Here is a 20,688-nt window from a genome sequence, read left to right on the forward strand (position 1 = left end):
CTCACGCGCGGCCGGGCAGGGCGGCGCCGGTCATCCGCGGGGCGCGATTCTCGGGTGGCTTGGGCGCCGTGGCGCGGCTGCGCGCGTCGGCGACCGTGCCGGCATAGAGCGTCTCCGGCTCGTGCAAGCCGGCCGAGAGCAGCGCCCGCCGCACCGCCGGCCGCGCCCCGGCGACGCAAACCACCGTTCCCGCCTTTCGCAGTCGTGCGACAAAGCTCTCCAGCGCCCGAGCCGCCGTGCTGTCCACCAGCGGCGCTTCGCTGAAATCGAAGATGAAGACGCGCGGGTAGCGGCCGATCTCGTCCAGCGCCGCGCTCACCGTCGCCGAGGCGCCGAAGAAGATCGCGCCGCTGATCTTATAGACCATCACCTCGGCGTCGGAGGCGGCGGCGGAATCATAGGCGGGACGATGGCCGCCGTAATCATCGGCCTGATCCTCATCGAGAAAGGCCTCGCCGGTCTGCACCTCGACGCTCTCGGCGAGGCGATGCAGGAAGAGGAAGGCGCCGAGCGTCACGCCGACGCCTATGCCGATCGTCAGATCCTCGAAAATGGTGAGCAGAAAGGTCGAGACCAGCACCAGAGCGTCGCCGCGCGAGGCTTTGAAAAGAGCTGCGAATTCCTTTTTCTCCGCCATGTTCCAGGAGACGACGGCGAGCACCGCGCCGAGCGCGGCGAGCGGAATGAAAGCCGCCAACGGAGCGGCGATCAGCATGAAGCCGAGCAGGAACAGCGCATGCAGCATGCCCGCGACCGGACCCTTGGCGCCGGAGCGCACATTGGTGGCGGTGCGGGCGATGGTTCCCGTCACCGGAATGCCGCCGAAGAGCGGCGCGACGACATTGGCGACGCCCTGCGCGGCGAGCTCGCAATTGGAGCGATGGCGCCGCCCGCTCATGCCGTCGGCGACGACGGCGGAGAGCAGCGACTCCATGGCGCCGAGCACGGCGATGGTCAGCGCGTCCGGCAGCAGCGCGCGCAGCCGCGCGAGATCGAAATGCGGGACCGCCGGCGCCGGCAGTGTGCTCGGCACGCCGCCGAAGCGTGAGCCGATCGTCTCTATGTCGAGATGCAGCGCCGCCGTCGCCGCCGCGCAGACCGTCACGGCGATCAGCATTCCCGGCCAGCTCGGCCGCCAACGCCGCAGGCCGAGGATGATCGCCAGCGCCAGCGCCGAGACGCCGATCGTCGCCGGCTTGAGCGTGCCGCGCGCCTCCCACAGAGCCGTGAGCTTGGGGCCGAGCGCGGCCGGCTCCTGCGCGATGGAGAGGCCGAAAATCTCCTTGAGCTGGCTGGCGAAGATAATGACCGCTATGCCGGCGGTGAAGCCGACCGTCACCGGAAAGGGGATGTACTTTATGTAGGTGCCCCAGCGCAGCAGGCCGATGGCGAAGAGAATGACGCCCGCCATCATCGTGGCCAGCGCCAGCCCGTCATAGCCCTCGCGCTGCACGATGGCGAAGACGAGAACGATGAAGGCGCCCGCCGGCCCGCCGATCTGGAAGCGGCTGCCGCCGAGCATGGAGACGAGAAAGCCGCCGATGATCGCGGTATAGAGTCCGCGATCCGGGCTGAGCCCCGAGGCGATGGCGAAGGCCATGGAGAGCGGCAGCGCGACGATCGCGACAGTGAGGCCGGCGATGGCGTCGGCGCGCAGATCCGCGAGGCCGTAGCCCTCGCGTAAAATGGTGACGAGCTTGGGCGTGAACAGCTCGATGAAGCTGGGCTGGCGAAAACGTCGATCTCTCAACACTGGCTCCTTAGGTCGAGGAGCGGCGGGATCGTCGGCGCGAAGTCGGCGGTCGTCGTCGCGATTTATCCTATGTCGTCGGATTGGGCGGACCAGGGCGGCGCATCCTCACGCCGCGTCCGCCGCCCTCGCTGCGGGCGTTCTCGCCGAGCAGCTCGACGCCGGCCCCATTCAGCGCCTCGACGACTTTTGTGAGCGTCTCGATCACGCCGCGGACATTGCCCTCGCTCGCCTCCATGCGCTGAATCGTCGGCAGGGAGACGCCGGAAAGCTCGGCCAGCTTCTTTTGATCTATGCCGAGCAGCGCCCTCGCGGCGCGCAATTGAGCGGCGGTGATCATCTCATATGCTCACGCTTATTATATTAGCAGGCATGTTTTATCTCGCCAAGATGATGTTTAGAACATCATTCTCGCGCTTTTGCGACATGGCCGGGTTCTCGCCCGGCGCCGACGCATGTTAGCTTGGCGGATATGAACAAACCCGTTCAAATCGACGAGAGCTGGAAGCTGCGCCTCACGGCGGAGTTCGAGCAGCCCTATTTCGACGCATTGCGCCAATTCGTGCGCGAGGAATATGCGCGCGGCCCGGTCTATCCGCCGGCCAAGCAGATTTTCCGCGCCTTCGACGAATGCCCATTCGACGCCGTGGAAGTGGTGATCCTCGGCCAGGATCCCTATCACGGCCGCGGCCAGGCCAATGGCCTGTGCTTCGCCGTCGGCGGCGACATTCCGCCGCCGCCCTCGCTGCAGAACATCTTCAAGGAGATCGAGAGCGACCTCGGACGGCCTGCCTCGCGTGATCCCGATCTTTCGCGCTGGGCGCGGCAGGGCGTGCTGCTGCTCAACGCCACGCTCACTGTGCGCGACAGCGCCGCCGGCTCGCATCAGGGCAAGGGCTGGGAGCGCTTCACCGACGCCGCCGTGCAGGCGCTCTCGCGCGAGCGGGAGGGAATCGTCTTCCTGCTCTGGGGCAATTACGCGCGGCAGAAGGGCGCGGGCGTCGATCGCTCGCGGCATCTCGTGCTCGAGAGCGCGCATCCCTCGCCGCTGTCGGCGCGCGGCTTTTTCGGCTGCAAGCATTTCTCCAAGGCCAACGCCTATCTCGAATCGAAAGGACGCGCGCCGATAGACTGGTGAGATGCCTATATTACTGGAAGACATTATAAAATTAGTCGTTTACCGAAATGTAACCGCGGTTTCGTAGCTAAGTATTTATTGGAGCGCCGATGCGAGTCGGCATATTTCAGGGGCGTTTTCGTCGAGTTCGGCGGCGCGTCTCCAAATCATTTCGAGACGCGAGTTTTCGAGCATGCATTCTACGTTCTTTTGCAAGGCTGTTCATATTTCACGCCGATTTTACGACCTTTGTCTCGATCATCTGCGATCACGCTTCGTAGCGGTTCCATCGGCCGCCGTGCGCCTCAGCCTCGCGATGATGGCGAGCGCCTATGTCGGCGCAAAAGCGACGGGGCTGACGCTGCCATCCTTCCCGGACCCGAGCCTTTTCGTCGTCGCGGTCGTCGCTCTCGACCTCTATTGCCGCTTCGCCTCGCCGAGCTTCGTCTCGCGCGTCGCGCCGATATTCGTCTATTCGCTGATCTATATCGTGGCGACGTCGCTCGCAGGAATTTTCGCGAGCTATGCGACGCAGCGTCTCGCCATGCCGCTGCAGGACGAGCTGTTTCTCTCGCTCGATCGATGGCTCGGCGGCGATTGGCTGGCCTTCGCCCATTATGTCGACGATCGCCCCTTATTGGCGAAGTGGCTGCGGGAAGCTTATTCGAGCATGGCCATGCAGATCATCGCGCCTGTGGTTCTGCTGGTCGCGCTCGAGCGCATCGGCGAATTGCGCGTCTATCTTCTCGCATTCGCAATCGCGCTCACGGCGACGATCGTCATCGCCGCCTTCCTGCCGGCCTCGAGCGCTGTCACTCTCGTCGATAATTCGCTGTTTCACGAGCTTCGTTTCGGCGGTCGGACGCCGCTCGATCATCTGACCCGCCTACGCGAGTCCGCGCCGTTGAACCTCGAGAGCAGCACGATCGGCGGCCTTTTGAGCTTTCCCTCTTTTCACGCCGTGGTCGGCGCGCTGACGCCGCTGAGCCTGCGAACCGTGCGCCCGGCCTTCTATTTCTTGTGCGTCGTCGATATCGCACTGATGGCGGGCACGGTGACGGAAGGTGGGCATTATTTCGTAGACCCGATCGGCGGCGTCGCGCTCGCCTATCTGTCCTATCGATTGGCGCAGCGTATCGAGAGACGACGGCGTCGATCCATTCTATGTATCGGCGATACATTAGGATATCGCGCCGAGCGTCTCATGATAGAGGGTGGGCATCCGTCGCCGCTTTGCTTCGAGCTCGAGCGGTGAGGACGCCGACGCTCGTCGCTACTGCGGCGCAAAAATTGCTTTGTTCCTCCTGAGGAGCGACGAGCGTCGTCGTGCGGATCGAAAGCCGACATTTTTGTCGGCTCCGCGTCAGCGACAATGGAACGAATCGCACTCGCTCGATCTTTCGAGAGCGCTCCTTTTTCGTTTTCCTCGATGATCGACCTCGCGACGCGTCCGCTGGCTTGCGGGCCGTCGATTGCGAGTCCCGTCTCATCTATCCCCCAGGAAAATCGACCGTCACGGTCTCGAATGTTTCGAGAAGGGGCGGATAGCGAAAGCCGAACATGACGTCTATCGAAACGACCGCCTTCCAGCGCCTGGAGGCAGAAGGCCGGCTTTTGAAGCCCAGCCACAAGGGAGCGACGCATCACGCCGGCCGTTTCGGCTTTCGCGGCGAATTCGCCGTCACGCTCGATCCGCTGCTCGCATTGGAAGGCGTTCACGCCACTGCGGAGGAAGGCGACGCCGCACTGTCGTTTCTCGCCGGATCGCTCGCCTCGTTTCGTGAGCTTCCCGCTCTCGTCGCGGCGCTCGGCGCGAGCGCGAAGCCGGAGGGCAAATATTTCATCTATGTCTCCGATCTCGACCGCGCCTCGCGCTATGAGATCAGCATAGACGGCGTGCCGCTCTATGTTCTGCCGATCGACGACACCTCCGTCTACAATGAGCTGATCGAGCTTCTCTATCTCGATAAGACGAAGATGAAGAAATATGACACGGCCGAAAAGATCGACACGCTCGCCGATGGCGCGGCCAAATATGATCAGCGCTTCGAGTCCATCAGCTTCGAGGAAGGGTTGAAGCGCCTCTGAGCCTTCGGCGCTCGTCGACGCAGCGGCTTTCGCCCTGGGCCGACGCGCGCCTTCAATTCCCGCTCGGGCGGCGCTCAGTTCCCGCTCGGGCGGCGTTTGGCGAACACGCCGACGATCACCGCGCGCGCGATATGCTCGGCCATGCATTGATAGCCGAGATCGTTGAGATGGAAATTGTCGCGCGCCATCATCTGCAGATTGGCGTGGTTCTGCGCGATGAAGCGCATCGCGTCATAGCGGCGCACATAGGCGACATTCTCCGCCGTGGCGACGCGCTGCAGAACGTTGCGGATCGCGAAATATTCCTCGTCGCGCGAGAAGCGCGAGCTATATTGCAGGCCGACGAGAACGACGTCGATCTCATTGGCCTTCAGCCAGCGAATGGTCGAGCTCACCGTATTCTCGAACTCGTCCGGCGCGATGCGCACCAGCGCGTCATTGGTGCCGAGCTGCCAGAGCAGGAGATCGGGCTTTTCCCGCGCCACCTCGCTCTTGATGCGTTCGGCGGTGACGGCCGCCACCTCACCGGAGACGCCGCGATTGGCGACCACGACATCGACGCCCTTCAGCGCCCCTTCCAAAATCGCCTCGAGCTGGGCTGGATAGCTCTTGGCGTCGGAGGTGGCGCCGACGCCGGAGGTGGAGGAGGAGCCGATGGCGAGAATGCTCGCCGTCTTGCGCTCGCGCAGCGCCTTGGCGAAATGCGGCAGCGAGGCGGGCGCGGCGATATCGCCGGCCGGCGCCTCGCAGGCGGGACTGAGCGGCGGCGCCTCGGACGGCGGCGTGGACTCTGGCGCGCGTTCTTGCGCGAGCGCGAGCGACGCCGCGAGCGCCAGCGCTATGCAGGAGCCCGCGCCGATTTTGCCCGCAACCTTTCGCGCCATTCCGAAGCCCATGCGGTCGCCCCCATCGCAGCGATGCCGAACATAACGATAAAAGCGTCGCTTACAACATCCCCGCTATAGGCGAAGCGGAAGATCTGCCCGGCGAGGCTCAGCAGAGACCCGGCGCAGAATACATTGAGCGAATTGCGGCCGAGCGAAGAAAGAAAATCCGCGATGCGCGGAACGCCTCGCGAGATCGCGGCAAAAGAGCCCGCGAAGACAGCGACAATGGCCAGATTGGAGAGCAGCCGCGCTGGCGAGAGAAAGGTCTTGTCGAAGACGAAGAACAGCTTGGGCTCCGGCAGAGCGATCGGCGAGGGATCGAATTCCGTCCGCGCCGCGGCGACGCCGAGCAGCACGAGCGGCAGCGCCGCCCACCAAAGAGGCTTGCGATAGCGGCGCACGAGGCCGCCGACGCCATCCTCGCCGGCCAGCAGAAAGCCGAGCACGAAGACGAGCTGCCAGGCCAGCGGATCGAAGAACCAGGCGCCTTCGACCGGCCACGTCGGGAAATTGACGCCGAAGGCCAGCGCATAGGCCCAGATGGCGAGCGAGGCCGGCAGCAGCAGCGCTCGCGCATGGCGATAGGCGAGGGCGATCAGCGGCGAGACCAGCATCAGCACGACATAGAGCGGCAGAATGTCGAAATAGCCGAGCTGAAAGGTGAGCAGCACGAGGCCGAGATTGGCGCGCACCGGATCGGAGAAAATCGCCGAGGCGTTGTTCCAGTCGAGCAGAAAGGGCGCGTCCAGCAGCAGCGAGGCGCCGGCGAGCAGCGCGACGGCCAATTGCGCGATCACCAGCTGCGCCAGATAGACGGTGAAGGCGCGCCCCTCGAGCCGCAGGATCAGATAGCGCGCCGAGAGCGGCTTCGCAGGGCCGTCCACCAGCTTGCGCAGCGCCCAGCCGGCGAGAAAGACGAACAGTTCGGCCGAATCGGAGATCGCCACATTGCGAAAGGTGAAGCGCTCGAAAAAAATCCCCGGAATATGATTCACGAAAATGGTGACGAGAGCGAAGCCGCGCCAAAAATCGATTTCATTCGGCTCGCGCATGCGCTTCTTCAATGGTTCAGCGGCTTCGTGTCCCACGGAGCCGAGGGGCCGGGGCGCGCTTGTTCAGGGCCTCGAATGCGGCCTTTTTTGGGAGCATTGCGAAAGACTCACATCGTGCGCTCGACGCGCCCTGGAAAGACGCGCAGGAGCTGCGCCCGGCCGCCCAGCGTGGCGAAGACTTCCGGATCGGCGCCCGTCATCCACACTTGTCCGCCGATGCGCGCAAGCTCGGCGTAGAGCGCCTCGCGCCGCAGCGGATCGAAATGCGCTGCCACCTCGTCCAGCAGCAGCAGCGGCGCGCGCCCCGTGGTCGCCGCCACCAGCCTCGCATGGGCGAGAACGAGACCGGCCAGCAGCGCCTTCTGCTCGCCGGTGGAGCAGGCGCGCGCCGCCTCGTCCTTGGGGCCGTGGCGCACGGAGAGATCGCTCGCCTGCGGGCCTTCCAGCGTGCGGCCGGCGGCGGCGTCGCGGCGGCGCGAGGCGGCGAGCCGCGCGCGATAGCGATCCTCCACCTGCAGCGCCGGCTCCTCGCCGATCATGCGCTCCAGCTCCCCCTCTATCGAAACCTGCGCCCAGGGAAAGGGCGAGCTGTCGTCGCGCTCTCTCGCGATGAGCGCGCGCAGCCGCAGCACCGTCTCGCCCCGCGCCGCGGCGACGGCGACGCCGAGGGCCGCGATCTCGCGCTCGGCGGCGTCCAGCCAGCGGGCGTCGGCGGTCTCCTCGGCGAGCAGCCGGTTGCGATTGCGCAGAGCGCGCTCGAGCCTGGCCGCGCGCGCGCCATGCTCGGCGTCGACGCTCAGCACCAGCCGATCCAGAAAACGCCGCCGATCGCCCGCCGGCCCGGCGAATAGCCCGTCCATCGCAGGCGTGAGCCACAGCGGGCGCAGATGATCGGCGAAAGCGCGGGCGGAGGAGACCGGCGCCCTGTCGATGCGAAAGCGCCGCGCCGCGCTCTGCTCGCCGCTGGCCGGCTCCAGCCCATGGCCGAGCTGCGTGACGACGCCATCGGCGACCAGCTCGATCGAGACGGCGAAGCCGCCGGAGCCCTGCCGCCGCGCGCAATCGGCCAGCTCCGCCCCGCGCAGCCCGCGCCCGGCCGAGAACAGCGACAGCGCCTCGAGAATATTGGTCTTGCCGGCCCCATTCTCGCCGGTGAGCGCCACTAGCGGCGCCTCTATCGCGCAATCCAGCGCGGCATAGGAGCGATAATCGGCGAGCTGCAGCCGCCGCGCCATGGGGGCGAGAATCGCGGGGGAGGGGCCGGACGTCATGCGGGACGCTTTGCCACGGCGGGGGGCGGAGGGCTAGCGGGGGTGCCGTCGGCCTAACGAGAGACGATTTATTTCTCCGAGGATGGATCGAACTCCGGATCTTCTGCTGCCACGTCTCCTTCATATGATACAAGTTGACGTTGCATAATTCTTTCGATCCGGGCATCAACGATAGTATATTCATTCGCTGGTTTCCCGCCGAGAACGCCTTCTGCGGCACGAGTGCCAGACAGCTTTATTATCCCTGCACTTTCCCAGGATTGAATGCGCGTACGCGCAGATTGAGGGCCAACTTTAAACGTGATCTGCACATCTCTATTTGAAAATGTTGATTTGTTAAGTCTAAATATTTGCGCAAGAAGGCGCTCTCCATAAATCGATGAAATTCTATCTTTTACATAGCTATCGATCCCAGATTGAGCAGATTCTTCATTTAAAAGGAATGTTTCAGGTTTTTCGACATGAACAATATCGTGTTCACGGATGATAACGTCCATAATGCGAATTACCTCACGAGGAGATCGCATACAAATGCGGACTAATTCATTTCTGATCGTATCGATGTCCACATCACGAGCAAATAATCCAGAAAACTTCATGTTTCCGTCAGAAAAGAACTCCATTCGTTTGTCCAGCATCAAAGCAAAGAATTCGTTGCTCCAAGAGACAGTTGCGTGACCAATTTTATCTAGTCTTACTGGATATTTGTCTCCCTCAAAAATTGTCTTTACACTTTTCCACAAAAAGAAAATCCAAGAAAACGATTGAATTTCTAACAACTGAACTCTAGAAAGCAAGGGGTAAATAAGCTCAGCCGTTTTATCTGCGGAATTATTTGTGGCATCTGTTTCATCAACTTTATCAATTAATATTGTAATTCCTGAAAAGTCAAATATTGAAATAAGTTCAACTAGCTTTCTCAATACAAGAATAGAATCAAATCTGGTATCGGTTGGGCCTGTGAGCGCTGCCGTGACGTCGCTGGCAACGTTTACTTTCACATCAGCGATGCGCTGAACAAAGGCATCGCTGATGCTTCCTATGAGCTTTGCGATCGGTTCCCACCTCTTTTCTACCCAAAGCTTGCTTTTTGCTAAGAATGCTTGATTAAAAAGAATCATGGCTTCGCGTGCAGAACGCTGCCGCTTTTGATCAGGGCGACAAAGATAGAAGTCACGCAGCATCTCGTAGCAAAGCGTAGATTCGCCGGAATCTAGAGCTTCAAGGTAAACCTTGCGGTCATCTTCCTCAAGAGAGCTGAGCCAAGTTAGTAGGCTCTCCAAAACCAAGAAAGCCACTTCTTGAATTAACGAGCTTTCTGTTGCGTTGTTAAGCTGCCGTCCGTTAATGGCAACTGAAAAATCGGTCATGTTAATCGCAAGCGGCACTTTTTCGCCATTTGCCTTTTCCTTCCAGAGCTCCTTAAAGATAGTCAATCGGGTGGCGCTTTTCCCCGCGCCTCGATCTCCAAAGAGTATGAATGAAGAAGTGTTTTTTGCTCGAGCGCCAATTGCCTCGAAATAGGGAGGCTTCACGGCATAGTCAGCAATGTCTGGCTCTAGCTCAGCCACGTAGTGCTCGAAGGGGTTTCCTCTAAGGGCAAGCGATTCCACCAGTCTTGGCATTCCAACCCCTTAATAAAGATTCTCGGTTCTGCACTGAGGCTTGGCGACCGAACGATAGAGTGTTGACGGATCTCGATAATACTTCGAATCGAAGCGCAAATTCAATATGCCTGCTTTCGTCCTGCTCCCCCTCACGCCCGCCCATAAACCTCCGCCCCCGCCAGAAGCCGCAGACGGAAGCTCGCCACGTCGAAGCTCGCCTCGCCGCCCGCCTCCTCGATGAGCGGCTCGGCGGCGGCGGCTTTCAGCAGGTCGGGGTGGACGAGATTGGCGCTGAGCCCGCCGCCGGGGGTCGTCCAGCCGCGTAGCGCATCGAGGCTCTGCAGGCGCAGCAGAGCGGTCACGCGCAGGTCTATGGCGACGGCGACGATGTCGGCCGTGTCGGTCAGCCCGCGGCGCTCCAGCATCTCATAGAGCCGGGACGAGCGGGAGCCCGAGGCCCAGCGCTCCTCGACGGGCAGCGCGCGCAGCATGTCCATGACCTCGCCGAGCAGATCGGCCGAGATCGGAATGCGATTCACCTTGTCCAAATAGTCCGACATCCCTTCCCTCATTCCTGCGCGCGCGAATATAGACCATGGCGCCGCAAGGGGATACGGCTTCTCGGGGAGAGCGGCGACCCCACCCCACCGTTTCACGGCCCGACCCTCCCCCTTGAAGGGCTATCGAATGCACAAATCCTACTCACCCCCGCGGCGTCTTGGCCCCCCGCAGCGTCTTGGCCGGGCTCGTCCCGGCCACCCACGCCAGGACGCCGAGGCCTCTTGAAAGGCTTGGCGTGACGCCGAAGCTCCGGCGGGCGGGCGCCGCGGGAGGAATCCGTCGATGGCGGACGCCTTCCTTTGGTTCTCATCTGCTTGGCGTGGATGGCCGGGACAAGCCCGGCCAAGACGGCTGCAGCGTTTCGCAATGCGTGAATCTGATAGCCTCTGAAGGGGAGGCGCTCTTTCCGGGTCGCCGCGAAAAAGAGTATTCTCTTCACCTCTCACAGCAGCGGAGCCGTCGCTTGGTTTCTTCCGATCCGCAGAGCCTCTCGGGCAAGCGCATTCTGCTCGTCGTCGGCGGCGGCGTCGCCGCTTATAAGTCGCTCGAGCTGGTTCGCCGGCTGCGCGAGCGCGGCGCCTTCGTGCGCGTCGTGCTCACCGCGGCGGCGGCGCGTTTCGTCACGCCGCTGTCCTTCGCCAGCCTCTCCGGCGAGCGCGTCTATGAGGATCTCTTCTCGCTCACCGACGAGCAGGAGATGGGCCATATCAGGCTCTCGCGGGAGGCCGATCTCGTCGTGGTCGCGCCGGCGACGGCGCATCTTCTGGCGCGCATGGCGCAGGGGCTCGCCGATGATCTGGCGACGACGCTGCTGCTCGCCACCGACAAGAGGGCGCTGATGGCGCCGGCGATGAATCTGCGCATGTGGCTGCATCCGGCGACGCAGCGCAATGTCGCGACCTTGCGCGGTGATGGCGCGCTCTTCGTCGGGCCGGACGATGGCGAGATGGCCTGCGGCGAATATGGCCCCGGCCGCATGGCGGAGCCGCTCGGCATCGTCGCCGCCATAGAGGCCGCGCTGCGCAGCGATACGGTTCTGCCGCTGCCCTTCGCGGGGCAGGGGAGGCTCGCCGGGCGCCATGTGCTCGTCACCTCCGGGCCGACGCGCGAGCCGATCGATCCGGCGCGCTTTCTCTCCAATCGCTCCTCCGGCAAGCAGGGCCACGCCATTGCGGCGGCGGCGGCGCAGGCCGGCGCGCGCGTCACTCTGGTCAGCGGCCCGGTCGAGATCGCCGATCCGACAGGCGTCGCCACGCGCCATGTGGAGACGGCGCAGCAAATGCTCGAGGCGGTGGAGGCGGCGCTGCCGGCCGATGTGTTCATCGGCGCCGCCGCCGTCGCCGATTGGCGCGTCGAGCCTTCCGCCGACAAGATCAAGAAGGGCGCCTCGCGCGAGCCGCCGACGCTCGTGCTGCGCGAGAACCCGGATATTCTCGCCAGCGTCGCGCAGAGGCGCGAGGGACGGCCGGCGCTGGTCGTCGGCTTTGCGGCGGAAACGCGCGACGTGCTCCTCCATGCGCAGGAGAAGCTCGCGCGCAAAGGTTGCGATCTCATCGTCGCCAATGACGTCGGCGCCGGAGTCTTCGGCGCGGACAGCAATGAGGTTCACCTCGTCTCGCGCGCCGGCGTCGCCTCCTGGCCGCGGTTGGACAAGACCGAGGTCGCGGCGCGGCTCATCGCGCATATCGCCGACACGCTGGGAGAGACGCCGTGACCAAGATCGCCATCCGCCGGCTTCCGCATGGCGAAGGCCTGCCGCTTCCCGCCTACGCCAGCGCCGGCGCGGCGGGGCTCGATCTTCGCGCGGCGATCGCGCCCGGCGGCAAGCTGGTGCTGGAGCCCGGCGCGCGCGATCTGGTGCCGACGGGCCTGTCGCTGGCGTTGCCGCCCGGCTTTGAGGCGCAGGTGCGGCCGCGCTCCGGCCTGGCGCTGGAATTCGGCGTCAGCGTGCTCAACGCGCCCGGCACCATCGATAGCGACTATCGCGGCGAGGTGAAGGTTCTGCTGGTCAACTTTGGGACGCATCCATTCGAGATCTCGCGCGGAATGCGCATCGCGCAGCTCGTGGTCGCGCGCTATGAGCATGTCGAGCTCATCGAGGCGGCGGAAGCGCTGGAGGAGACCGCGCGCGGCGACGGCGGCTTCGGCTCGACCGGAACGAGCGAGGTCGCATCGGGCGAGGGCGGAGCCGAATGAGCCTGCTGCCGCGTCCTGCGCGTCTCGCCGTGCTGGCGGCGCTCGACATCGCTTTGCATGCGCGGGCGCGGCCGGTGTCGTCGCGGGCGCTGGCGGCGCGTCACGATCTGCCGCCGCGGCATCTCGAGAGCATGCTGCAGGCCATGGTGCGCGCCGGCATTTTGAAGAGCGTGCGCGGCCCGGCCGGCGGCTATGAGCTGGCGCGCGAGCGTCGCCGTCTCTATGTCGGCGAGATCGTGCGCGTCGCTCTGCGCGCGGAGGAGGGCGCGCAGAACGGCGAGGAGCCGCGTCTGCTGGCGCTCGCGGTCGATCCGCTCTTCGCGGAGGCGGAGCGTCAGGCGCTCGCCAAGCTCGATACGATCACGCTGGACGAGCTGCATGGGCGCGCGGTCGCCGCCGGCCTCGGCGAGATCGAGGCGAATGAGGGCGACTTCGAAATTTGATGGGCGCATGATAGCGACGGAAAGCAGGAGGCCGGCCTTGGATTACGAGACGATCGAGATCGAGACGCATGATCGTGTCGCGCTGCTGCGGCTCAACCGGCCGCGCGCGCTCAATGCGCTGAATGCGCGGCTGATCGGCGAGATCGCCGACGCTCTGGCGCATTTCGAGGCGGACCCTCAAATCGGCTGCGTGGTGCTGACCGGCTCGGCGGAGGCCTTCGCGGCCGGCGCCGACATAAAGGAGCTGCGCGACAAGACCGTCGCCGAAGCCTATCTCGACGATTTCCTGGCGCGTTGGGACGGCGTGGCGCGCGCGCGCAAGCCCGTCATCGCCGCCGTCGCCGGCTATGCTCTGGGCGGCGGCTGCGAGCTCGCCATGATGTGCGATTTCATTCTGGCCGCCGACACGGCCAAATTCGGCCAGCCCGAGATCAAGCTGGGCGTCATTCCCGGCTCCGGCGGCACGCAGCGGCTGGTGCGCTCCATCGGCAAATCCAAGGCCATGGAGCTGGTCCTCACCGGCCGGCTGATGGGGGCGGAGGAGGCCGAGCGCTGCGGCCTCGTCGCCCGAATCGTTCCTGCGGACAAGCTTCTGGAAGAGGCGCTGAAGAGCGCGCGGACCATCGCCGCTCTGTCGCTGCCGGCCGTGCTGATGGCCAAGGAGGCGGTCGAGCGCGCCTATGAGACGCCGCTGTCGGAAGGCGTGCGTTTCGAGCGGAGATTGTTCTATTCCCTGTTCGCGACGCATGATCAGAAAGAGGGCATGACCGCCTTCATCGAGAAGCGCCCGCCGCGTTTCGAGCATCGCTGAGCGCGCCGCTCCGGCCCGGCCATTGACGAAACGACGCCGGCCCGCGTATAAGGCCGGCGAACTGGCCGCGATTTCGCGGCCGCTTTGCTTTTTTGGGCGGCGACCCCGCCCGCCTCGCCTCGACCGTCGAAGGAACAAAGATGGCCAACACCAGCTCGGCCAAGAAGGCCGTCCGCAAGATCGCCCGGCGCACGGCCGTCAACCGCGCGCGTCGCAGCCTGCTGCGCACGCAGGTGCGCAAGGTCGAGGAGGCGATCGCCAGCGGCGACGCCGCGACGGCCGCCGCCGTGCTCAAGAGCGTCGCGCCGGTCGTGATGCGCGCCGCGCAGCACGGCGTCATTCACAAGAACACCGCATCGCGCAAAGTCTCGCGTCTCACGGCGCGCGTGAAGGCTCTTTCTGCCTGATCTTTTCTTGCGCAAACGGCGTGTTTCGAAAGCCCGGCTCCGCCGGGCTTTTTTGCGTTCTGCGTAATATTTCGACGCACGGGCAAACCGACTCCGCTAGTCTTCGTAGTGTGAGATTTTTTTTCACACGCTTTTCTTGTGCGCAGCGTATACGGTTTAAAAACAGTTAATTGCGTTAAAGGCCCGCTGCGTCGCCAAGGCTCGCCGGGCTTGACAGGCCCCGTTCGTTAACGCGCGCGCTGCAACAATGCGAAGATCGCCGTGTCACGCCTCCCACCGTCGTAAATTTTTCTGAGCGACGAATCATGACTTTATCCAGGCGAAGGGCGTGACTGCGGCTGCGATGCGGCGACGTTCCGCGCATTCTGCGGCTCGACGATCGTTGCGTGCGCAAAAGCGGGCGTGTAGGTTCGAAATGTGGCGTGGCGCTGAGGAGCGGCGTCGCTTGGATGGGTGAGTAGACGCATGTAAGCCTCCGGGTGACACCTTCTCTGCGATGGACTGCCCGACGCGTTCCACGAATGCGTCGACCACACCACGAATGCATCGGCCGATTCCCGCTGGGTGCGTTTCTGTCTGCGTATCTTCAGATCCGATTGTAAGGACCGCGACGGGCTTTCGCTCATCGCGGATGTAGGGGTGATGTGATGGCTTTTGGGCGGCGAGCCGACACGAGACCGAGCGACGACGTAGCGCAGCGCTACGACGCGCGAGGTCGCAGTCGAAAGGACGGACGAAGTCCCTTCGACCTCGGCGAAAATTCCGTGGGTCCCCCGAACCAGCTTTAAGCGTCCTCTAAGCGTCGATCGCGCATATCGATCGAAACCGACCGATCTATCCGTTTCACTATGACGACGCTGTCGAGGCGCCGCGCCTCGACTCGTCTTCAGCGCGAAAGAAAGCCATGTCCGATAATAGCGATGACCAGTCGAATTCCAGCGAGCTGTCGGCGGAGGGCCGGCAGAAATGGGAGCGCGTGCGCGGGCGGCTGCGCGCCGAGCTCGGCGAGGCCGTCTACAGCTCCTGGTTCGCGCGGCTGGAGCTCGAAGGCATGAAGGACGGCGCAGCGCTGCTGACGGTGCCGACGAAATTCTTGAAGAGCTGGATTCAGTCTCACTATGCGGATCGCATCCGCACGCGGCTGTGCGCCGAATTCACCTCGCTCGAGCAGATCGTCATCGACGTGCGCTCGCCGACGCGCCGTGCGCGCCCTCGTGATGCGGACGCCGTTTCCGGCGCCGTCGTCGAGAAGGCGCAACCGGCGCCTGCGGCCATTGTCGTCGAGCGCTCGGAGGCGCAGCACGTCAAGGCGCCGATGCGTCCCGCGGCGCGCGGCGACGGCGAGTCTTTCGGCGGTTCCCCGCTCGATCGCCGTCTGTCTTTCTCGACCTTTCTCGTCGGCCCCTCGAACCAGCTCGCCTATGCGGCCGCCTGTCGCGTCGCCGACGCCCGTCCCGGCGAGCATCCGCTGTTCAATCCGCTCTACACTCATGCGGCCGTCGGACTCGGCAAGACGCATCTTCTGCAGGCGGTGGCGCGCTCGGCCAATGACAATAAGCGCCGCGTGCTCTATCTCACTGCCGAGAAATTCATGAGCGGCTTCGTCTCGGCGCTGACGCAGCAAAATTCGATCGCCTTCAAGGAGCGGCTGCGCAACATCGACGTGCTGATCATCGACGATGTGCAATTTCTGCAGGGCAAGTCGATCCAGCAGGAGTTCTGCCACACGCTGAACTCGCTCATCGACGCCGGCAAGCAGGTCGTCGTCGCCGCCGATCGCCCGCCGTCCGACCTCGAGACTCTCGACGAGCGCGTGCTCTCGCGCTTCAAGGGCGGGCTCTGCGTCGACATCGGCCCGCTCGACGAAGAATTGCGCATGAAGATTTTGGAGGCGCGCATCGCCGCCGCGCAGGAGGCGCAGCCCAATTTCCATGTGCCGCCGGCGGTCATGTCCTATATCGCCAAGACCATCGTCACCAATGGCCGCGATCTCGAAGGCGCGGTCAATCGCCTGCTCGCCCATTCGACGCTGAACGGCGCGCCGCTCTGCGTCGAGACGGCGGAGAACGCCATTCGCGATCTCGTTCGCAGCGCCGAGCCCAAGCGCGTCAAGATCGACGACATTCAAAAGCTCGTCGCCAGCCATTACAATATCTCGCGCGCGGATATTCTCTCCTCGCGCCGCACCGCCAATGTCGTGCGCCCGCGGCAGATCGCCATGTATCTGTCCAAGGTGCTGACGCTGCGCTCGCTGCCGGAGATCGGCCGGCGCTTCGGCGGACGCGACCATACGACCGTGCTGCACGCCGTGCGCAAGGTCGAGGAGCTCGCCTCCAAGGACAAGAGCCTGTCCGAGGTTATCGAGCTCTTGAAGCGAATGCTCGCCGAGTGAGCGAGGGATCACGGCCGCGCGCTCAGCGCGGCCGCCACATCCGCGCATCTGGCTCTATCGGATAGGCGGCGTCCCACTCCGCCAGCTTGCGCTGATAGAGCGCGCGATAATCGGCGTCGCTCAGCAGCTCTATCTTCTCAAGATCGAGATCGAGTCCGATCTCGTGATAAATATCGAGATTGCGCAGATCCGGCCGCGGCAGCTCGCCGCTCTCGTAATCGCGCCACATGTCGCGATAGAGCGTCTCCAAATCGCCGACGAGCCGCGGCGTGTCGAATAGCAGCGATGTCTCGCGCACATTGGCGAGCCTGTCCCGCAGCCCCGCGAGCTTGCGCCTGTCCTTGCCGAGCTCGATAGCAAGCGCGATATAATCCTCCGCGCTGGCGCAGGCGAGCTCGCCGACGCCCGCTGCGCGCACCAGGCTGGCGCAGACGCGCGAGGCGAAGCTGCGGCCGGCGAAGGTGACGATCGGCACGCCCATCCACAGCGAGTCCGCCGCCGTCGTATGGGCGCCATAGGGGAAATTGTCGAGGAAGAGATCGGCGAGCGGATAGCGCGCCAAATGATGGGGATTGGCCATCTTCTCGGCGAAAATGATGCGCTCCGGCGCGACGCCGCGCGCTTTCGCCTCCTCGCGCACGCGGGCGTTGGTCTGCTCCGTGCCGGTCAGCAGCCACAGCACGCTGTCGGCAACCGCCGTCAGAATGCGCGCCCAACGATCGAAGGTGAGGGCGGTGAGCTTCTGCATGCCGTTGAGCGAGCAATAGACGAAGGCGTCCTCCGGCAATCCCGCCTCGACGCGCGTCGGGCGCTGCGGCGCGACGACGCGCTTGCGATCATTGGGCTGGTAGCAGGCGAGCCGCGCCACCTTCTCCGAGTAGTAGATCTCCGCGCCTTCGGGAATGATCACCGGATCGGCGATGATGTAATGATGATAGGGGCTGCCCATCGTGCCGGGGAAGCCGAACCAGTTGACGATGATCGGCGCCGGCCGCAGCGAGAACACCTTGGTGCGCGCATCCTTGGTGTAGCCGTTGAGATCGACGAGAATGTCGATCTCGTCCTCGGCGATTTTTTTCGCCGCCGTCTCGTCGTCCATTCCGTTGATGTCGGTCCAGCGATCGACGGCGGCGGCGATGCGCTCGCGCGTCGGATCATTGCGCGCGATGCCGCAATAATAGGCGTAGATCTCGAAATGCGCGCGATCATGCGACTCCAGCACATCGGTCATGGCGAAGCCGACCGCATGCTCGCGCAGATCGGAGGAGACATAGCCGATGCGCAACCGCTGCTTGCGCGCCCGCTTCGGCTCGGCTGCGCGCAGGCTGCGCTCGGGTAGGCCGCGTTTGGGCCGGCCGATGGAGCGCTTCTCGTAATGATGCGCCTTGGCGAGCTGGAACATCGGATCGTCGGCATGATTGGCGAGCGACAGCGACGAAATGCCATTGGCGAGATCGGCGAGGCTCACGCGCTCGGAGGGCAGCACGACCGGCCATTTGCATTGGCGCTGGCGCAGCGCGATCCAATGCTGCACGACTTCCTGCCGCTTGGGATCGATCTCCAGAATCTGCCGCAGCGCGTCTTCCGCCGCCTCGTCCTTATTGAGGCTCTCGAGCACGCGCCCGGTCTGCTGCAGCGCGCTGAGCTTGTGAGCGACCGACTCGCCATTGACGGCGGCGGTCCGCTCGACGAGCGCCATCCATTGCGCGACCGCCGCGCCGACGAGGCCGGAATCCTCGAGCAGCCGCCCCAGATTGATATAGGGCGGCTGGAAATCCGGCTGAATGCGGATCGCTTCGCGCAGCGCATTGATCGCGCCCGGGCGATCGCCCGAGTCGGCCAGCGCGGTCGCAAAGTTGAAATAGGCCGCATAGACGACGGGATCGTCGGCGTTGAAGGCGATCCAATGCTTGTAGAGCTCGGCCGCCCGCCGATCGAGCCCCAACGCTTTCAATTGCGCGGCGGCGGTGAACAGATCGGCGATGGTCAGCTTGCGCGAGTAGGATTTTTCGATCGCTGCCTGGAACAGCGCGAGGGCGGTCTCCGATTCGTTCGGCTGCGTGGTCATGTCGACGTCCATTCGAGAGGGCGGCGCCCGGGCGATGCCGCCCGGAGCGCCGTTGCGGACGGGTGACGAAAGTCACCGCGTCTCGCGCCCCTCGCCGTCAGCCGATGAGAGACACGAGCGCGATAGCTTGATCCACGGACATTGCCTGAATCTGGGTTGTCGTGAAGGCGTTGCCCTGGGTCGTGGACAAAGCGGCGATATCCGCGGTGGTGAGGCCGGCGATGGCCGTGGTCGTCAGCGCCGGAATGCCCGTCGTGCTGCTCAGAGCGCTGAAGTTCGTCGTGCTCAGCGCGGTGAGCTGCGTCTTGGTGAGGCCCGCGACCTGCGTGCTGCTCAGCGTGTTGATCTCGGTCGTGGTCAGCGAGTTGATCGATGTCGCCGAGAGCGCGCCGACCTGCGCCGAGGTCAGCGCCCCGACCTGCGTCGAGGTGAGATTGCCGACCGCGGTCGAATCCAGCCCGCCGATCTGGCTCGTCGAGAAGTCGCCGGCGTCGATCGCATCCAGATAGCTCGCCGACAGCCCGTCCAGCTGCGTGGCGGTGAGGCCGCGCACCTGCGTCGAGGTGAGGTCGGTGACCTGCGTGGTGGAGAGGTTCGAGATCGCCGTGGTGGTGAGCTTGCCGAGCTGCGTTGCGGTGAGGCCGGCGAGCTGCGTGGAGGTGAAGGCCTGCACCTCGGTCGAGGTCAGCGCGCCGAAGGCCGTGGCCGAGAGCGATCCGATCTGGGTTGAGGTGAGGTTGGCGACCTGGGTTGTCGAGAGATCGCCGACGCTTGTCGCGCTGAAGGCCGCGATCTGGCTGGTGGAGAAGTCGGCCGCATCGATGGCGTCGAGATAGGAGGCGGAGAGGCCGCCGATCTGCGTCGCCGTGAGGCCGCGGACCTGCGTCGAGGTGAGGTCGGTGACCTGCGTGGTGGAGAGGTTCGAGATTGCCGTGGTGGTCAGCTTGCCGAGCTGCGTTGCGGTGAGGCCGGCGAGCTGTGTGGAGGTGAAGGCCTGCACCTCGGTCGAGGTCAGCGCGCCGAAGGCGGTTGCCGAGAGCGAGCCGATCTGGGTGGCGGTGAGATTGCCGACTTGTGTGGTGGAGAGATCGCCGACGCTTGTCGCGCTGAAGGCCGCGATCTGGCTGGTCGAGAAGTCGGCCGCGTCGATAGCGTCGAGATAGGAGGCGGAGAGGCCGCCGATCTGCGTGGCGGTGAGGCCGCGCACCTGCGTCGAGGTGAGATCAGTGACCTGCGTGGTGGAGAGGTTGGACAGCGCCGTGGTGGTGAGCTTGCCGAGCTGCGTGGCGGTGAGGCCGGCGAGCTGGGTGGAGGTGAAGGCCTGCACTTCCGTCGAGGTCAGCGCGCCGAAGGCCGTGGCCGAGAGCGATCCGATCTGGGTGGCGGTGAGGTTGGCGACCTGGGTCGTCGAGAGATCGCCGACGCTTGTCGCGCTGAAGGCCGCGATCTGGCTTGTCGAGAAGTCGGCCGTGTCGATAGCGTCGAGATAGGAGGCGGAGAGGCCGCCGATCTGCGTTGCGGTGAGGCCGCGCACCTGCGTCGAGGTGAGGTCGGTGACCTGCGTGGTGGAGAGGTTCGAGATCGCCGTGGTGGTGAGCTTGCCGAGCTGCGTTGCGGTGAGGCCGGCGAGCTGCGTGGAGGTGAAGGCCTGCACCTCGGTCGAGGTCAGCGCGCCGAAGGCGGTTGCCGAGAGCGAGCCGATCTGGGTGGCGGTGAGATTGCCGACTTGTGTGGTGGAGAGATCGCCGACGCTTGTCGCGCTGAAGGCCGCGATCTGGCTGGTCGAGAAGTCGGCCGCGTCGATAGCGTCGAGATAGGAGGCGGAGAGGCCGCCGATCTGCGTGGCGGTGAGGCCGCGCACCTGCGTCGAGGTGAGATCAGTGACCTGCGTGGTGGAGAGGTTGGACAGCGCCGTGGTGGTGAGCTTGCCGAGCTGCGTGGCGGTGAGGCCGGCGAGCTGGGTGGAGGTGAAGGCCTGCACTTCCGTCGAGGTCAGCGCGCCGAAGGCCGTGGCCGAGAGCGATCCGATCTGGGTGGC

The 20,688-nt window shown here is 64.4% G+C and carries 17 protein-coding genes; 9 read left to right on the forward strand and 8 right to left on the reverse strand.

Features of this window, described 5'->3' with window-relative positions; genetic code table 11:
• Position 1 precedes the first annotated feature (1 nt).
• Together METLW3_RS0107440 and METLW3_RS0107445 are read right to left on the reverse strand one after the other, a co-directional pair.
• Positions 2–1,750 (reverse strand): SulP family inorganic anion transporter, encoded by a 1,749-nt coding sequence (locus METLW3_RS0107440; RefSeq protein ID WP_024879330.1) that lies wholly within the window; start codon positions 1,748–1,750, stop codon positions 2–4.
• A gap of 70 nt (positions 1,751–1,820) precedes the next feature.
• The gene (locus METLW3_RS0107445) at positions 1,821–2,090 is read right to left on the reverse strand and encodes a helix-turn-helix transcriptional regulator (RefSeq protein ID WP_024879331.1); all 270 of its coding nucleotides are present in this window, start codon (positions 2,088–2,090) and stop codon (positions 1,821–1,823) included.
• 132 nt (positions 2,091–2,222) lie between these two features.
• Between METLW3_RS0107445 and ung the strand changes: the two genes are divergently transcribed.
• The 3 genes from ung to METLW3_RS0107460 all read left to right on the forward strand — a co-directional run bounded on the left by ung (position 2,223) and on the right by METLW3_RS0107460 (position 4,955).
• On the forward strand, positions 2,223–2,888 hold the full coding sequence (gene ung, locus METLW3_RS0107450; protein WP_024879332.1) for a uracil-DNA glycosylase: 666 nt from the start codon (positions 2,223–2,225) through the stop codon (positions 2,886–2,888).
• A gap of 172 nt (positions 2,889–3,060) precedes the next feature.
• The gene (locus METLW3_RS0107455) at positions 3,061–4,122 is read left to right on the forward strand and encodes a phosphatase PAP2 family protein (protein WP_024879333.1); all 1,062 of its coding nucleotides are present in this window, start codon (positions 3,061–3,063) and stop codon (positions 4,120–4,122) included.
• Positions 4,123–4,427: 305 nt separating this feature from the next.
• The gene (locus METLW3_RS0107460; protein ID WP_024879334.1) at positions 4,428–4,955 is read left to right on the forward strand and encodes a hypothetical protein; all 528 of its coding nucleotides are present in this window, start codon (positions 4,428–4,430) and stop codon (positions 4,953–4,955) included.
• A 74-nt stretch (positions 4,956–5,029) separates the two neighbouring features.
• On the opposite strand, the gene METLW3_RS0107465 is transcribed toward METLW3_RS0107460, so the two are convergent.
• The 5 genes from METLW3_RS0107465 to METLW3_RS0107485 all read right to left on the reverse strand — a co-directional run bounded on the left by METLW3_RS0107465 (position 5,030) and on the right by METLW3_RS0107485 (position 10,332).
• On the reverse strand, positions 5,030–5,839 hold the full coding sequence (locus tag METLW3_RS0107465; protein ID WP_024879335.1) for a GDSL-type esterase/lipase family protein: 810 nt from the start codon (positions 5,837–5,839) through the stop codon (positions 5,030–5,032).
• Complete coding sequence (gene opgC, locus METLW3_RS0107470) at positions 5,794–6,894, reverse strand: OpgC domain-containing protein (protein WP_024879336.1); 1,101 nt, start codon at positions 6,892–6,894, stop codon at positions 5,794–5,796. Before opgC ends, METLW3_RS0107465 begins: the two co-directional genes overlap by 46 nt.
• 107 nt (positions 6,895–7,001) lie before the next feature.
• Positions 7,002–8,165: a DNA replication/repair protein RecF gene (gene recF, locus METLW3_RS0107475; protein WP_024879337.1), complete on the reverse strand. Its 1,164-nt coding sequence runs from the start codon at positions 8,163–8,165 to the stop codon at positions 7,002–7,004.
• Between the two features lie 68 nt (positions 8,166–8,233).
• The gene (locus METLW3_RS28155) at positions 8,234–9,736 is read right to left on the reverse strand and encodes a hypothetical protein (RefSeq protein ID WP_198022754.1); all 1,503 of its coding nucleotides are present in this window, start codon (positions 9,734–9,736) and stop codon (positions 8,234–8,236) included.
• Between the two features lie 185 nt (positions 9,737–9,921).
• Positions 9,922–10,332: a hypothetical protein gene (locus tag METLW3_RS0107485; RefSeq protein WP_024879338.1), complete on the reverse strand. Its 411-nt coding sequence runs from the start codon at positions 10,330–10,332 to the stop codon at positions 9,922–9,924.
• 464 nt (positions 10,333–10,796) lie between these two features.
• On the opposite strand from METLW3_RS0107485, the gene coaBC reads away from it, so the two are divergent.
• The 6 genes from coaBC to dnaA all read left to right on the forward strand — a co-directional run bounded on the left by coaBC (position 10,797) and on the right by dnaA (position 16,582).
• Positions 10,797–12,047 (forward strand): bifunctional phosphopantothenoylcysteine decarboxylase/phosphopantothenate--cysteine ligase CoaBC, encoded by a 1,251-nt coding sequence (gene coaBC / locus METLW3_RS0107490; RefSeq protein WP_024879339.1) that lies wholly within the window; start codon positions 10,797–10,799, stop codon positions 12,045–12,047.
• Positions 12,044–12,529 (forward strand): dUTP diphosphatase, encoded by a 486-nt coding sequence (dut, locus tag METLW3_RS0107495; protein WP_024879340.1) that lies wholly within the window; start codon positions 12,044–12,046, stop codon positions 12,527–12,529. Before coaBC ends, dut begins: the two co-directional genes overlap by 4 nt.
• Positions 12,526–12,972, forward strand: coding sequence for an Rrf2 family transcriptional regulator (locus METLW3_RS0107500; RefSeq protein WP_024879341.1), 447 nt, complete (start codon positions 12,526–12,528; stop codon positions 12,970–12,972). Before dut ends, METLW3_RS0107500 begins: the two co-directional genes overlap by 4 nt.
• A 37-nt stretch (positions 12,973–13,009) precedes the next feature.
• Positions 13,010–13,783, forward strand: coding sequence for an enoyl-CoA hydratase (locus tag METLW3_RS0107505; RefSeq protein ID WP_024879342.1), 774 nt, complete (start codon positions 13,010–13,012; stop codon positions 13,781–13,783).
• 140 nt (positions 13,784–13,923) lie between these two features.
• Complete coding sequence (gene rpsT / locus METLW3_RS0107510; protein WP_024879343.1) at positions 13,924–14,190, forward strand: 30S ribosomal protein S20; 267 nt, start codon at positions 13,924–13,926, stop codon at positions 14,188–14,190.
• A 904-nt stretch (positions 14,191–15,094) separates the two neighbouring features.
• The gene (gene dnaA / locus METLW3_RS0107515) at positions 15,095–16,582 is read left to right on the forward strand and encodes a chromosomal replication initiator protein DnaA (RefSeq protein WP_051465390.1); all 1,488 of its coding nucleotides are present in this window, start codon (positions 15,095–15,097) and stop codon (positions 16,580–16,582) included.
• A gap of 22 nt (positions 16,583–16,604) precedes the next feature.
• On the opposite strand, the gene METLW3_RS0107520 is transcribed toward dnaA, so the two are convergent.
• Positions 16,605–18,650, reverse strand: coding sequence for a tetratricopeptide repeat protein (locus tag METLW3_RS0107520; RefSeq protein ID WP_024879345.1), 2,046 nt, complete (start codon positions 18,648–18,650; stop codon positions 16,605–16,607).
• Positions 18,651–20,688: the final 2,038 nt, after the last annotated feature.

The organism is Methylosinus sp. LW3 (assembly GCF_000527115.1).
GTDB lineage: Bacteria > Pseudomonadota > Alphaproteobacteria > Rhizobiales > Beijerinckiaceae > Methylosinus.